The sequence below is a fragment of the Gemmobacter sp. 24YEA27 genome (assembly GCF_030052995.1).
Classification (GTDB): domain Bacteria; phylum Pseudomonadota; class Alphaproteobacteria; order Rhodobacterales; family Rhodobacteraceae; genus Pseudogemmobacter.
In genome coordinates this window covers 146,954-161,118 of record NZ_JASJPW010000002.1, presented here as the reverse complement: position 1 = coordinate 161,118, position 14,165 = coordinate 146,954, and the positions used below count along the sequence as shown (strand labels likewise).

The 14,165-nt window shown below is 62.3% G+C and carries 13 protein-coding genes; 10 read left to right on the top strand and 3 right to left on the bottom strand.

The window, feature by feature from the left end:
- Nucleotides 1-247: 247 nt before the first annotated feature.
- Complete coding sequence (locus QNO18_RS18330) at nucleotides 248-808, bottom strand: TetR/AcrR family transcriptional regulator (protein WP_283178995.1); 561 nt, start codon at nucleotides 806-808, stop codon at nucleotides 248-250.
- An 82-nt stretch (nucleotides 809-890) separates the two neighbouring features.
- On the opposite strand from QNO18_RS18330, the gene QNO18_RS18325 reads away from it, so the two are divergent.
- On the top strand, nucleotides 891-2,405 hold the full coding sequence (locus QNO18_RS18325) for an MFS transporter (protein WP_283178994.1): 1,515 nt from the start codon (nucleotides 891-893) through the stop codon (nucleotides 2,403-2,405).
- A 135-nt stretch (nucleotides 2,406-2,540) separates the two neighbouring features.
- Nucleotides 2,541-4,328: a Hint domain-containing protein gene (locus QNO18_RS18320; RefSeq protein WP_283178993.1), complete on the top strand. Its 1,788-nt coding sequence runs from the start codon at nucleotides 2,541-2,543 to the stop codon at nucleotides 4,326-4,328.
- 12 nt (nucleotides 4,329-4,340) lie between these two features.
- Here QNO18_RS18320 and QNO18_RS18315 read toward each other — a convergent pair whose 3' ends face one another.
- Entirely contained in the window at nucleotides 4,341-5,654 is a 1,314-nt protein-coding gene (locus QNO18_RS18315) for an MFS transporter (protein ID WP_283178992.1), read from the bottom strand.
- Nucleotides 5,655-5,897: 243 nt separating this feature from the next.
- Here QNO18_RS18315 and cyoA point away from each other — a divergent pair, with 243 nt between their 5' ends.
- From cyoA to QNO18_RS18285, 6 genes are read left to right on the top strand one after another with little or no spacing between them, the layout of a single operon-like run.
- Nucleotides 5,898-7,097, top strand: a complete 1,200-nt coding sequence (gene cyoA, locus QNO18_RS18310; protein WP_283178991.1) for a ubiquinol oxidase subunit II — start codon at nucleotides 5,898-5,900, stop codon at nucleotides 7,095-7,097.
- A gap of 14 nt (nucleotides 7,098-7,111) precedes the next feature.
- The gene (gene cyoB, locus QNO18_RS18305) at nucleotides 7,112-9,130 is read left to right on the top strand and encodes a cytochrome o ubiquinol oxidase subunit I (RefSeq protein ID WP_283178990.1); all 2,019 of its coding nucleotides are present in this window, start codon (nucleotides 7,112-7,114) and stop codon (nucleotides 9,128-9,130) included.
- 2 nt (nucleotides 9,131-9,132) lie between these two features.
- Complete coding sequence (gene cyoC, locus QNO18_RS18300; RefSeq protein ID WP_283178989.1) at nucleotides 9,133-9,786, top strand: cytochrome o ubiquinol oxidase subunit III; 654 nt, start codon at nucleotides 9,133-9,135, stop codon at nucleotides 9,784-9,786.
- Nucleotides 9,786-10,169, top strand: coding sequence for a cytochrome o ubiquinol oxidase subunit IV (cyoD, locus tag QNO18_RS18295; protein WP_283178988.1), 384 nt, complete (start codon nucleotides 9,786-9,788; stop codon nucleotides 10,167-10,169). The genes cyoC and cyoD overlap by 1 nt, the downstream gene beginning before the upstream one ends.
- A complete protein-coding gene (locus QNO18_RS18290; protein ID WP_283178987.1) occupies nucleotides 10,166-10,390 on the top strand; it encodes an SURF1 family cytochrome oxidase biogenesis protein in 225 nt (74 codons plus the stop codon). Before cyoD ends, QNO18_RS18290 begins: the two co-directional genes overlap by 4 nt.
- A complete protein-coding gene (locus tag QNO18_RS18285) occupies nucleotides 10,375-10,887 on the top strand; it encodes an SURF1 family cytochrome oxidase biogenesis protein (RefSeq protein WP_283178986.1) in 513 nt (170 codons plus the stop codon). Before QNO18_RS18290 ends, QNO18_RS18285 begins: the two co-directional genes overlap by 16 nt.
- On the opposite strand, the gene QNO18_RS18280 is transcribed toward QNO18_RS18285, so the two are convergent.
- The gene (locus QNO18_RS18280; RefSeq protein WP_283178985.1) at nucleotides 10,882-11,907 is read right to left on the bottom strand and encodes a LacI family DNA-binding transcriptional regulator; all 1,026 of its coding nucleotides are present in this window, start codon (nucleotides 11,905-11,907) and stop codon (nucleotides 10,882-10,884) included. The two genes, QNO18_RS18285 and QNO18_RS18280, sit on opposite strands and share 6 nt — an antisense overlap.
- Before the next feature lie 145 nt (nucleotides 11,908-12,052).
- Between QNO18_RS18280 and QNO18_RS18275 the strand changes: the two genes are divergently transcribed.
- Both QNO18_RS18275 and QNO18_RS18270 read left to right on the top strand, forming a co-directional pair.
- Nucleotides 12,053-13,096 carry a sugar ABC transporter substrate-binding protein gene (locus tag QNO18_RS18275; RefSeq protein WP_283178984.1) on the top strand — a complete coding sequence of 348 codons (1,044 nt, stop codon included), beginning with the start codon at nucleotides 12,053-12,055 and terminating at the stop codon, nucleotides 13,094-13,096.
- 86 nt (nucleotides 13,097-13,182) lie between these two features.
- Nucleotides 13,183-14,151 carry an ABC transporter permease gene (locus tag QNO18_RS18270; protein ID WP_283178983.1) on the top strand — a complete coding sequence of 323 codons (969 nt, stop codon included), beginning with the start codon at nucleotides 13,183-13,185 and terminating at the stop codon, nucleotides 14,149-14,151.
- Nucleotides 14,152-14,165: the final 14 nt, after the last annotated feature.

Sequence of the window (14,165 nt, the reverse complement as noted above, 5' to 3'; positions counted from 1 at the left end):
AGGGCCGGAACGAGGCGCCAGATGCGGAAGGCCGCATACGGGCAGGTGATAGCATCACTGGCAGGCGTGTGATTGCTTCGCCGGTGACCGGCGAGGATGACGCAAGGCTGCTGCGGATATAAGGCGCCGGATCGAGCCTCAGGCGGGTCAGAATGGCGGCGGCTGAGACAGAGCGCCTGGCCGGGTCTTGTGCCGAACCGGGCTGAGCTGGTGCCTTTGCGGAGCGATCCACAGAGGTTCGGCCCCGTCAGGGTTCGCTTTCTCCCGGGCCAGCCGCAAGGCGCGTGATTCCGGCGAAGATCTGTTGCCAGGCGGCGTCATCCAGCCCGATCAGCCCAAAGCTCCTGAGGAAAAACACCCCCTCGCTGGCGAGAAAGGCAATGGCGGCGTCGCGGTCTTCGGGGCGGCTGACATCAAGCCCGCCCAGCCGCCTGTCATACCAGGCCCGGGTTTCAGCCACCTGGTCCGGGCTTTGGAAAATCGCGGTCATCATCATGGCCGAGCGGGCAAAATCGGCATCGGCCGCCGCGACATTGGCGCGGACATGGCTTTGGATCACCGCCTTTGGCGTCGGGTCGGGGTCAAGGCCGCCCAGCACATCGGTCTCGAAACTGTCCGACCAGCGGTCGACCATGGCGCGGATCAGGTTCTCTTTGGTGCCAAAGGCATATTGCACGCCACCGCGCGTGACCCCGACGGCTTTTGCCAGAGCGCCAAAGCTCAGTCCCGCCGCGCCTTCAGCCGCGACAATTGCTTCCGCCGCATCAAGCAGTTTCTCGCGGTCTATGCTGCGCGGGCGTCCCGACATCTTGGCTCTTTCATTTCAATGCAGTTGTATTTATATTGCAGCCGGGGCGCATGACGCCCTCACCGAGTAACGGATCCTTCCGATGTCTGCCGCCAATCGCTGGCTTGTTCTTGCCATTATCTCAAGTGCCCTGTTCCTGATCGTCATCGATATGACGGTTCTCTATACCGCATTGCCGCGCCTGACCCATGATCTCGGTGCTACGGCAACCGAGAAACTCTGGATCGTCAATGCCTATCCGCTGGTCGTAGCCGGGCTTTTGCCTGGGCTGGGGACGCTCGGCGACCGGCTGGGCCATAAGCAGATGTTCCTTGCGGGGCTCTGCGTCTTCGGCCTCGCCTCGGTGGTCGCCGCTTTCTCGCCCACGCCTTCGATGCTGATCTTCGCGAGGGTGCTGCTGGCGCTAGGGGCCGCGATGATGATGCCGGCCACGCTGTCTTTGATCCGGCTGACCTTCACCGATGAGAAAGAGCGCGCATTCGCGATCGGCATCTGGGCGGCGGTCGCCTCGGGTGGGGCGGCGCTTGGCCCGGTGGTGGGCGGCGTGCTGCTGGAATGGTTCTGGTGGGGTTCGGTCTTTCTGATCAATGTGCCGGTGGTGATCCTGGCGCTGATCAGCGGCGCAATGCTGCTGAAGCGGCGTCCGGGCAATCCGGACATCCCCTGGGATCTGGCCGGATCGGTCCAGGTGATGGTCGGGCTGGTCGGCCTCGTCTTTGCCATCAAGGAACTTGCCAAACGCGAGCCGGATCTGCTGGCGCTGGCGCTTTCGGCGGGGATCGGGGCGCTGGCCATGTGGATCTTCCTGCGCCGCCAGCTGCGCGCGAGCCGACCGCTGATCGACTTCAGCCTGTTCCGCAATGCCCGGTTTTCGGCCGGTGTGGTGACCGCGCTGACCGCTTCGGCGGCGCTGATCGGGTTCGAGCTGGTGTTCAGCCAGCGTCTGCAGCTGGTCGACGGGCTCTCTCCGCTTGAGGCCGGGCTGCTGATCCTGCCGATCCCGCTGGCCTCGTTCCTGTCCGGGCCGCTGACCGGGCTGGCGCTGCCGCGTCTTGGCGCGTCACGGGTGCTCTGGGGGTCGCTTCTGTTGTCAGGCTTCGCGCTGGCGGCCTATCTGGCGCTGCATCAGGGCCCGGCCTGGGCCTGGCTGGCCGCCCTGACGGTGATGGGGTTCGGGATCGGCGCGGCGATGACCGGCGCGTCGGTCGCGATCATGCTTTCGGCGCCGGAAGAGCGGGCGGGCATGGCGGCCTCGGTCGAGGAAGTGTCCTATGAGCTGGGCGGCGCCCTGGGCGTGGCGCTGCTGGGCAGTCTGATGTCGGCGCTTTACACCCGCAGCCTCGTTCTGCCCGAAGGCATCGCCATCGCAGGCGAGGCGCGCGACAGTCTCGACGAGGCGCTGATCCTTGCGGCCAGCCTGCCGCAGCGTGAGGCCGATCAGGTGATCACCCTGGCCCGCGCGGCCTTTGAACAGGCTTTCACCGGGGTCACCGTCGCGGCCATTCTTGCCCTGGTCCTTGCCGGGCTGGTGATCCGCCACAAGACCCGCGACCAGGCTGGCGCAGAAAAGGGCGAAGAGATCCGCCCGCATGCCTGACTGCCAGACCCGGCGCGGCGCCTGTTGCCGCGTCGGCAATCCGCCGCAATCTTGTCGAACTTTAATCATAACGGGAGGGTAGACAGTACGGGCCGCTGTGTTCTTTGGCGGTCTTTCTCGTGTGGAACCCTCACCATGCCAACGTATAATGGTTCGAACGGCAATGATGCTCTGACGGGCAGTAACAGCGCCGATACGCTTAACGGCCGCGCGGGAAACGACACACTTTACGGCGGCGGTGGCAATGACGTTCTGAACGGCGAGGCCGGCGACGATCTTCTCTATGGCGGCGCGGGCAATGACTCGCTCTATGGCGGCGATGGGGCGGATACTCTGGTCGGCGGCGAGGGCGCGGATTACCTGAGCGGCGGCGCCGGTCTTGATATTGTTGATTATTCGGCCTCCAACGCAGCGGTGAATGTCAACCTGACGACCTGGACCGGGTCGGGAGGCCATGCTGCCGGCGACACTTATGCAGGCGTGGATGGCATTGTCGGGTCCAGCTACGACGATACGCTGATCGGTTATGACGAGATGGGGACCGGGGCCGATTCCTATACGAACCATATCAGCGGCGGCGCCGGAAACGACAGTATCGAGGGCCGGGGCGGCGACGATTCCCTTTATGGCGGCACCGGCAATGACACGATTTACGGCGGCACCGGCAATGATACGGTCGAGGGCGGCGAGGGCAATGATACGCTCTATGGCGATGCCGATAACGACATTATCCGCGGCGATGGCGGCAGCGATCTGATCTATGGCGGCGCCGGCAATGACACAGCCTTTGGCGGTGACGGCAATGATGTTCTATATGGCGATGCCGGGAATGATACGCTTTACGGTGATGTCGGCGATGACCGGCTTTACGGCGGCGCGGGGTCTGATCTGCTTTATGGCGGCGCGGGCCGCGACTCGCTTTACGCCGATGGCGGCAATGACACGCTTTACGGCGGCGACGGCAATGACGTCTTTTATATCAATACCACGACCGGGCAGGTTCTGATCGCCGATTTCGGCACCGGCAATACCGGGGCGATCAATGACGGCAACAGCCTCAACAATGACTTCGTCGACCTGACCGCCTATTACAATCACGCGGCGCTGGACGCCTGGAATGCCGCACATCCCGGCCAGACCTATGGCAATCCGCTGCAATGGATGCGCGCCGATCTGGCGGATGGGGTGCTGAACGCGGTTGCGGGCGGGCTGCGGATCCAGAATGGCGGCATGACGGTCGACGCCATGGCGCTGAACACCGAAACGACCGGTGTGATCTGTTTTACGCGCGGCACCAGGATTGCGACGCCCAGGGGCGAAATTGCGGTCGAAGATCTCGTGGCGGGCGATCTCGTGCTGACACTGGATCACGGGCCGCAGGTGCTGCGCTGGATCGGCTCGCGCCAGGTAAGCGCGCCGCAGATGCAGGCGGATCCGGGGCTGCGCCCGGTCCGGCTCCGGGCAGGAGCGCTTGGAAATGGTCTGCCGCTGCGTGATCTTATCGTGTCGCAGCAGCACCGGTTTTTGATGTCCTCGCGCATTGTCAGCCATCTTTTCGCGCGCGAGGGGATCCTGCTTGCGGCAAAGCATATGAGCGGTTTTGACGGGATTGCGATCTGCGAGGATGCGTCAGAGACCGAATATTTCCATCTGCTGTTTGATGCTCATGAAGTGATCCACGCCGAGGGGGCGGCGGCGGAATCCTTCCTGCCCGGGTCTGAGGCGCAGAAAATGCTGCGCCCCGGCGCGCTGGCCGAGATCCTGGCGGTTCTGCCAGGCCTTGCCACGCGCCTGCCTGATCCGGCGCGGCGGCTGCTGAACGGTCGAGAGGGCCGCGATCTGGTGCGGCGCCATCTCCGGCACGGGCTTTGTGCCTGTGATCAGATGCAGGGCTCTGCCGCCGAAATGCGGCACAGCGCATGAGAAATGCCTGGCTCAGCCGGCGGCGCGGAATTCCAGCCGGCCGGCGATCCAGATTGCGATGATCGAACAGACTGCCCCGGAAAGCAGGTATAGACCGGCGGCCGGCAGCCCAAGCGACGAGGCCAGGAACAGCGCGGTGATGGGCGCGAAGCCGGCGCCAAACATCCATGCCAGGTCCGAGACGATGGCAGAGCCGGTATAGCGGTTCTTCGCCCCGAAAAGCGCGCCGACTGCGCCCGAGCTTTGGCCGAAGCTCAGCCCCAGAATGGTCCAGCCCAGCAGCAGATAGACCACCTCTCCGCTGCGCCCGCCCGCCAAAAGCACCGGTGCCGCGATGGCGAAAAGCCCGATCAGAACGGCGGTGGCCTGCAACAGCCGACGCCGTCCGAATGCATCTGCAAGCCAGCCCGAAAGGATCACCGCAAGGATCCCGTTCGCGGCGGCCCCGGCATCAAGCAGCAGATATTCTCCAATGGTTTCATCGGTGTAAAGGTTGATCCAGGACAGCGGGAACACAGTCACCATATGGAACATCGCGAATGTGGCCAGCGGCACGAAAATACCAAGGACCACGGTGCTGCCATCTTCGCGCAGCGTCTGCCCCACCGGGGTCGGCTGCAATTCGCGTGAGGTATAGAGCTCCTGGAATTCATGCGAGGCGACGATGCGCAGCCGCGCGAACAGCGCCACCACATTGACCGCGAAGGCCACAAAGAACGGATAGCGCCAGCCAAATTCCATGAAATCCTGCAGGCTGAGGCTGTGGAGCAGATAGGCGAACAGCAATGTCGCCACGATCAACCCGATCGGCGCCCCCAGTTGCGGCACCATCGCGTAAAGCCCGCGCTGATGTTTTGGCGCGTTCATCGCCAACAGCGACGGCATCCCGTCCCAGGCGCCGGCCAGCGCCAGGCCCTGACAGATCCGCAGCACGGCCAGAATGACCACCGACCAGATCCCGACCGTGTCATAGGAGGGCAAAAGCCCCATCGCCACAGTGGCCGTGCCCATCATGAATAGTGCGATGGTCAGTTTTGCCACCCGCCCGATCTGCCGGTCGAGCCACATGAACAAAAGCGAGCCGATGGGGCGTGCGACAAAGGCCAGCGCCAGCAGGCCAAAGGACATCAGCGTGCCCGAAAGCGGATCGGTGAAGGAAAACACCAGTTTCGGGAAAACGATCACTGCGGCGATGGCAAAGACGAAGAAATCGAAAAACTCTGACGCGCGGCCGATGATGACGCCGACCGCGATGTCAGAGGGCGACACGGAATGGATCGCTTCGTTGCTGGTATCACTGCGGCCAGTGGCGGAAGAGTTCGACATCTGAATGGGGTCCCGGCTGGTTCAGGAATTGGGCAGGATCAGAAGCGCCGGATCTGCCCCGGCCCCCTTTTGCAGGGGTCGCGGTGGGGCGCCTGTACTCACTTGCCCCTGAATACGGTATATCCGGCATATGGCAAAACGCCGCATGTTCTGCGCCGCCGCATGACGTTAGGCGATAGAGGCGAGGGGACCTGGCAGTCAGGCCCGCCCAGCGTGACCACTTCGGCAGATGAAGGCAGTCATATGAAATCATTTATAAAATCCCCGGCGACTCTTCTGATGGTCGCGGTTCTGGCACTGGCGGGATGCAAGGCAGAAGTGCTGGCCCCCGCAGGGGATGTCGCCGCAAGGCAGCGCGATCTGCTGGTGCAGACAACGCTTCTTATGCTTCTCATCATCGTGCCGGTGATGTTGCTCACGCTGTTTTTCGCATGGAAATATCGCAGCAAAAACAAAGAGGCAGACTATCAGCCCGACTGGGATCATTCGACCAAACTCGAACTGGTGATCTGGGCAGTGCCGCTTTTGCTGATCATCTGTCTGGGCGCGCTGACCTGGGTGGGGACCCACCTTCTGGACCCGTATAGGCCGCTTGATCGCGTAGATGTGAACACCCCCGTCACCGAAGACCACGAGACCCTGAAGGTCGAAGTGGTCGCGCTCGACTGGAAATGGCTGTTCATCTACCCCGACCAGGGGATCGCCACGGTGAACCGCCTTGTGGTGCCCGAAGATACGCCGGTTGAATTCAGCCTGACCTCGTCCACGGTGATGAATGCCTTCTACATCCCCGCCATGGCCGGGATGATCTATGCCATGCCGGGGATGGAGACCAAGCTCCATGGCGTGCTGAACGAGCAGGGCGATTACAAAGGCATCGCCTCGCATTATTCCGGCGCCGGGTTCTCGGGGATGCATTTTGTGACCACGGTGACCGATCAGGCCGGGTTTGACGGCTTTGTCTCCGAGACGAAGGCGGCGGGTGGGATGCTTGACCGCGACACCTATCTGCAGCTTGCGGCCCCAAGCCAGAACGAGCCGCCGCGTGGTTATGCCGGGGTTGATCCGGTGCTGTTCGCGCGGGTCGTCAATATCTGTGTCGAAGAGGGCAAGATCTGCGTCGCCGAAATGATGCAGATTGACGCCGCAGGCGGCGCGGGGCGTGCCGGCATCCTCAATCTGATGCCGAGATATGCCAGCGCCGACGGCCGCAGCCTCGCGATCCCGGTGCTCGGCGGCAATGCCAATATGATCCAGGGGTTCTGTGGCCCGGATGAAGAAGCCAGGATGCTCAGCCAGCGCGTCGTCATCGCGCCGCGTGAAGTGACCGCGCCCGGCCCGATGCGCGGTGCCGGTCTGACACCGCCGTCAGGCCTTTTCGGCCGGGCCAATACCCAGTTCAGCCAGATCGCGCCGGAACCGGCTGCGGGCGAAGATTTCTGAAAGGACGCTGAGAAATGGCAGATGCGCCGGGCGCTCAGCCCACAACCTTTCTTCTGGGCCGCCTGAACTGGGAGGCCATTCCGAAAGACCCGATCATCTGGGTCACCTTTGCCGGTGTTGTTCTGGGCGGCCTCGTGCTGCTGGCCGCGCTGACGAAGTTCAGGCTCTGGGGCTATCTCTGGAAAGAGTGGTTCACATCGGTCGATCACAAGAAGATCGGCATCATGTATATCATCCTCGCGCTGATCATGTTCGTGCGCGGCTTTGCCGATGCGCTGATGATGCGGCTGCAACAGGTGTGGGCCTTTGGCGGATCTGAAGGCTATCTGAACTCGCACCATTACGATCAGGTCTTCACCGCCCATGGTGTGATCATGATCTTCTTCGTGGCGATGCCCTTCATCACCGGGCTGATGAACTACCTGGTGCCCCTGCAGATCGGGGCGCGCGATGTGTCCTTCCCCTTCCTGAACAATTTCTCGTTCTGGATGACGGTGGGCGGCGCAGTGATCACCATGGCATCCCTGTTCATCGGGGAATTTGCACAGACCGGCTGGCTGGCCTTCCCGCCGCTGTCGGGGCTGCAATCAAGCCCCTATGTCGGTGTCGATTATTACATCTGGGGCCTGCAGGTCGCGGGCGTGGGGACCACGCTGTCGGGCATCAACCTGTTGATCACGATCCTGAAAATGCGCGCGCCCGGCATGACCCTGATGCGGATGCCGATTTTCACCTGGACCTCGCTTTGCGCCAATATCCTGATCGTGGCCTCTTTCCCGATTCTGACGATGACGCTGATCCTTCTGACGCTGGACCGCTATCTCGGCACTGCCTTCTTCACCAATGAGGCGGGCGGCAATGCGATGATGTATGTCAACCTGATCTGGATCTGGGGTCACCCCGAGGTCTATATCCTGATCCTGCCGCTGTTCGGTGTGTTCTCGGAAGTCACCTCGACCTTCTCCGGAAAGCGGCTCTTTGGCTACAGCTCGATGGTCTATGCCACGATCTGTATCACGATCCTGTCCTACCTTGTCTGGCTGCACCACTTCTTCACCATGGGGTCGGGGGCGAGCGTCAACTCGTTCTTCGGGATCACCACGATGATCATCTCGATCCCGACCGGGGCCAAGCTCTTCAACTGGCTCTTCACCATGTATAAGGGCCGCATCCGGTATGAGCTTCCGATGATGTGGACCATCGCCTTCATGCTGACCTTCACGGTGGGCGGCATGACCGGCGTGCTGCTTGCCGTGCCGCCGGCAGATTTCGTGCTGCACAATTCGCTTTTCCTGGTGGCGCATTTCCACAATGTGATCATCGGCGGCGTGCTGTTCGGTCTGTTTGCCGCGATCAACTTCTGGTGGCCCAAGGCTTTTGGCTACAAGCTGAACGTCTTCTGGGGCAAGGTCTCGTTCTGGTTCTGGGTCGTGGGCTTCTGGATGGCCTTCATGCCGCTCTATGTGCTGGGGCTGATGGGCGTCACGCGGCGTCTGCGGGTGTTCGATGACCCGTCTTATCAGATCTGGTTCGGTGTCGCGGCCTTTGGCGCGGTGCTGATTGCCATCGGGATCGCGGCGATGTTCGTGCAGATGGGGGTCTCGATCTGGAAGCGGGGCGACCCCGCGATGCGCGACGAGACCGGCGATCCCTGGGACGGCCGCACGCTGGAATGGGCGACCTCTTCGCCGCCGCCGGATTACAACTTCGCCTATACGCCGGTCAGCCACGGGCTTGACACCTGGTGGGATATGAAACGCGAAGGGGCCGCGCGCCCGACCGGCAAATATCACGCCATCCATATGCCGAAAAACACCGGCACGGGTGTGGTGCTTTCGGCGATTGCGACCGTCTTCGGCATGGCGATGATCTGGTATATCTGGTGGCTCGCGATCCTGTCCTTCGGGGCGCTGATCGTGGTCGCGATCTGGCATACCTTCAACTACAACCGCGACTTCTACATCCCGGTCTCTGAGATCGAGGCGAAAGAGGCCGCGCGCACCAGACAGCTGCAAGCAGCGGCGGGGGGCTGATCATGAGCGTTTTTTCTCCCGCCAATCCCGCCGCGATCTATGCGCAAAACAACCCTGAGGCGGTCGCGAAATACTGGGACCAGTCTGAACATCACCCGGAAGAGGGGGCGTCGACCCCCCTCGGATTCTGGGTCTATCTGATGTCCGACTGCCTGATGTTCGCGGTGCTTTTCGCGGTCTATGGGGTGCTTGGCACCTCTTATGCCGCGGGGCCGGGGCCGAAGGTGCTGTTTGATCTGAACCTTGTCGCGATCAACACGGCGATGCTTCTCTTCTCGTCGATCACCTTCGGCTTTGCGATGCTTTCGATGTATGCCGGGCAGAAGGGGCGGATGCTGGGCTGGCTTTTTGTCACGCTGCTCTTTGGCCTCGCCTTTCTCGGGATCGAGATTTACGAGTTTTACCACCTGATCCATGAGGGCGCGGGTCCTGGCCGCTCTGCCTTTCTGTCGTCTTTCTTTGCGCTGGTCGGAACCCATGGGCTGCACGTCACCTTCGGGTCAATCTGGCTGGTGACGATGATGGTGCAACTGTCGGTCAAAGGCATCACAGGGCCGAATATCCGCCGGATGAGCTGCCTGTCGATGTTCTGGCACTTCCTTGACGTCATCTGGATCGGCGTTTTCACCTTTGTCTATCTGCTGGGGATGATCTGATGGGCGCGCATCACGACACGCATGGCCAAAGCGGGGGCCAGGATCATGGGCATGGCAGCCATGCCAGCTATATCAGGGGCTTTATCCTGTCGGTGATCCTGACCGCGATCCCCTTTGCGGTGGTCATGTCCGGCGGTTTTGAGAGCCGGCTTGCGACCATCGCGCTGATCGTGGGCTTCGCGGTGGTGCAGATCATCGTCCATATGATCTATTTCCTGCATATGACCACCAGGCACGAGGAAGGCTGGACCATGATGTCCACCATCTTCACGCTGATCGTGGTGGTGATCATGCTCGCGGGCTCGATCTGGGTCATGTATCATATGAACACCAATATGATGCCGCAGATGAACCACGAGGCCTTGCAGGGTTTCGGGTCGTGACGGTCCGGCGCAGCGGCGCGGCGGGTATCGTCGCGCTGGTGCTGGCTGCGCTGGTCTTTGCCGGGCTGATCGGGCTGGGCGTCTGGCAGGTCCAGCGCCTGGCCTGGAAGACAGATCTGATCGCCCGGACCGAAGCACGGCTGATGGCAAAGCCGGTGCCCCCCCGGGGGCGGCGGATTTCGCAGCGATTGAGGCGCCGGAATATATGCGCCTCGCGCTGACGGGTCAGTATCTCGAAGTGCCATCGACCCTGGTGCAGGCGCTCACGGTGCAGGGGCGCGGCTTTTGGGTCATGAGCCCTTTCATCAGTTATGATGGCCAGTTCATCCTGATCAATCGCGGCTTTATCCCCGAAGCCGCCCGCGACACGCTGCCCGCCCCGCCCCGGGGCGAACAGCGGCTCACCGGGCTTTTGCGGCTGAGCCAGCCCGATGGCGCTTTCCTGCGGTCAAACAATCCGGCGGCGGGGCGCTGGTTCTCGCGCGATGTGGTGGCTATTGCGGCGTCTTTGGGGCTGCCCCAGGTGGCGCCCTGGTTCCTCGATCTGGGGCAGCCGGGCGAGGCGGTGGCACCGGGCACGCTGCCGGTGCCGGGGCTGACGGTGGTAGAGTTCCGAAACAGCCATCTCGGCTATGCGGCCACCTGGTTCGCGCTGGCGGGGATATGGGCGTTTGGCCTGTTCATGCTGTGGCGACCAGAGCGCAAAGCAACCCTATAGCGCGCAGTTATACTTCGTGTGCAGCAGGATCTGCGAGGCCGCAGGCTGCACTGTGACACCCCGCGCCGCATCGCGGATCCAGAGCGCGGCCTGGGAAAGCTCGGCGGTGAAATCATGCGAGATCACGAAATCCATCACGCCGCTGCTCAGGAGATCGCGGGAATGCGGCGTGAGCTCGTGACCCACGAAAACCGGATCACGGTCGCGGCCAAGCGCCTCGAGCGCCCAGGCGATGCCGCGATTGGCGCCGGCGACATTATAGATCGCCAGCGGCACGCCATGGTCGCGGAAATGGCTGATCAGCTGCTGATGCGTGGTCTCGGGATCGTCATTGGCGATCACCTGTTCCTGGACACGCAGATGCGGAAAATCGCTGCGCAACACGCGGCGAAAGCCCATCACGCGCTCCTGCTGGCAGCGAAAGGGCACGCTTGAGACGATGAGGATGCTGGCGCGGTTTTGCGAGAGGCGGCTGCCGATCAGCAAAGCCGCCACGCTGCCGGCGGCATATTGGTCATTGCCGACATAGGCGGCGCGGCGCGAGCTGGGCAGATCGCTGGTCAGGCACACGACCGGAACGCCCTGGTGGCCCAGCTTGCGTAAGGCCGCATTGATCGCGGGATGTTCGCGCGCGACTACGATCACCCCGTCCGACCCGCAGCCACCCTGTTCGATCTGGCGGGCGAAAAGCGCCGGATCGGCCTCGCGGGTGGTCAGATAAAAGCCGCTGATCCGCACCCCGGGAAGCGAGCGGTTCACCGCATCGGCGGCCGCATCCATCGCGGCGTTGAAGCTTGTGCCGGATTCGCAGAACAGCCGCAAATCCAGCGCCTCCTCACGGCCCTGGTTTTCCTGGCTGAGCTTGTCGAGCGCCGCCACAACCCGGTTGCGGGTCTTTTCCCGCACCCCCGGCCGGTTGTTCAGCACGCGGTCAACTGTTGCAGGGCCAAGGCCAGCAAGCCGCGCGACCTCTTTTATCGTTGGACCTTTCCAGCCCTGCATGTGGGAATTTTCCGTCATTTCCGCCCCCCTCTGCAGCCCAAAGGCACCCGAAGACTTATGCGACATCAAATGATGTGATTTGCATCAGAAACAGCCATTCAATCATCTTTCGCAATTTTCTCATGATTGCAATATTCATTGCACCCTTGGAGGAGGAGATAAGATGATGACGTTCAAAGGCTGGATTCTGGCCGCGACCGCGCTTGCGACCACCGCCCTCACGGCGACCCTTCCGGACGCCGCCATGGCGCAAGATGGTGAAAAACTGCGCTTCGTCGTGGTCTCGCATATTGGGTCCAACGATCCGAATATGAACTGGCTGACCATGGCGATGGAGGAATTCGGCAAGAAATACCCTGATGTTGAAGCCGAATATATCTCGACCAACAATTATTCGATCCAGGAACATGTGCGGCTGCTGGAACAGGCGATTGCCACCCGTCCCGACGGGATCGCGGTGCCGATCGTCAGCCCCGACGCATTTGAAGGCCCGCTGCGCCGCGCGATTGAATCGGGCATTCCGGTTGTCGCCTTCAACATCGCCGATGGCCGCCCCGAGGGCGAGCGCATTCCTTACGTCACCTATGTCGGCGGCGACGAGCTGCTGACTGGCCGCAAGCTGGGCGAATATGCCCTGTCGCAGGTCGAGGCGGGCGTGGTGCCGGCCCCGACCCGGGTGGTCTGCGCCAGCCATGACAGCGCGCATGAGGGGCTGAAAAAGCGGTGCGCCGGGATGCGTGAAGTGATGGAGGCGTCGGGCGCGAAATTCGACGAGTTGTTCATCGGGGCCGAACCCGCCACCGCGCGCAACACGCTGCAATCTTATCTCTCGGCCAATACCGACACCAATTACATCTTCACCGTGGCCGGCTGGTCGGCACCCTGGGCCTGGGGGGTCGCGAATGAGATGGGGCTTTCGCCCGATGTCGATATGGAGGGCGTGACCGTTCTGACCGTCGACGAAGGCCCGGTCTCGATTGAGGGCGTCCGTCAGGGGCATGTCCTTGCCACCAACAGCCAGGGGTTCTGGCTGCAGGGCTATGCGCCGCTGGAATGGCTCTACTGGAATGTAAAACATGGCTATGCGCCGCAGCAGGACATTCTGACCGGCCCGATCATCATCACCAGAGAAAACGCTGACAAATGGTCTGATCTGGTCCGCAGCGTCTTTGGCGAAGAGGCCTATAATCAGCAAAACACCTGGTAATCCTGGTGCCATTGCCGGCCGGGGGGCGTCTCCCGGCCAGTCCTGCCAACGCGCCGCATATGCCCGCCTGCCAGAGGAAGATCCTCATGCGAACCCCCCTGCAAGCTCTCGTCCGGAGCCAGAGCTTCGGCGCCGTGATCGGTGTCGTGCTGATGCTTGCCGTCTTCAGCATTGTTGACTTCTCTGGCTGGTGGCGCAGCCAGACGCTGGCGAATGTGGCGCATTTCTCGGCCATACTCGGCCTTGTTGCGATGGGCCAGGCGCTGGTGATCATCACAAAGGAAATCGACCTCTCTGTCGGGTCGGTCTACGGGCTTACGGGCGTCGCCTTCATCACTTTCGAGCCGCAATATGGGGTCGGAGGCGCCATTATCCTCGCGCTGCTGATCGCGGCGCTGGTGGGGGCGGTCCAGGGCCTGCTGGTTGTGAAGGGAAAGCTTCCTTCGATGATCGTGACGCTGGGCGGTCTCTTTGCCGCGCGCGGGCTGATCTATGTCTGGACCGGCGGCTCGGTGAACAACTTCTCCGAAGCGGCGCGCAGCAACCCGCTGACCCGGCTGTTCGGCGGCGAGTTTTTCGGGATCGAGGCGGCGATTTTCTGGATGATCGGCCTCTGTATCGCGCTGAATATCATGCTCTGGGGTACAAGGTTCGGGAACCGCCTGCTGGCGACCGGCGGCGCGCAGGACAGTGCTGAGTCGCGCGGCGTCAGATCGGATCACGTCAAGATCGCCACCTTCACCCTTTGCGCGCTCCTGGCCGGTTTCGCGGGGATCGTGACGCTGGCGGACAAGCCGCAGACCCATGTGACGCTGGGCGATCTGATGGAGCTGGAGGCGATTGCCGCAGCCGTGATCGGCGGCTGCCTCCTGACAGGCGGGCGCGGCTCGCTGGTGGGTGCGGTGCTTGGCGCCTTTATCATCACGAGCTTTCGCTATGAGCTGATCGCGCTTGGCGCGCCGTCCTCCTGGTTCATCACCTTTGTCGGCGTGGTCCTGATCGTCGCCGTCATCTTCAACCAGTCCCTTGCCCGCCGGGCAGGGCATTCTGTCTGACCCGAAAGGATCCT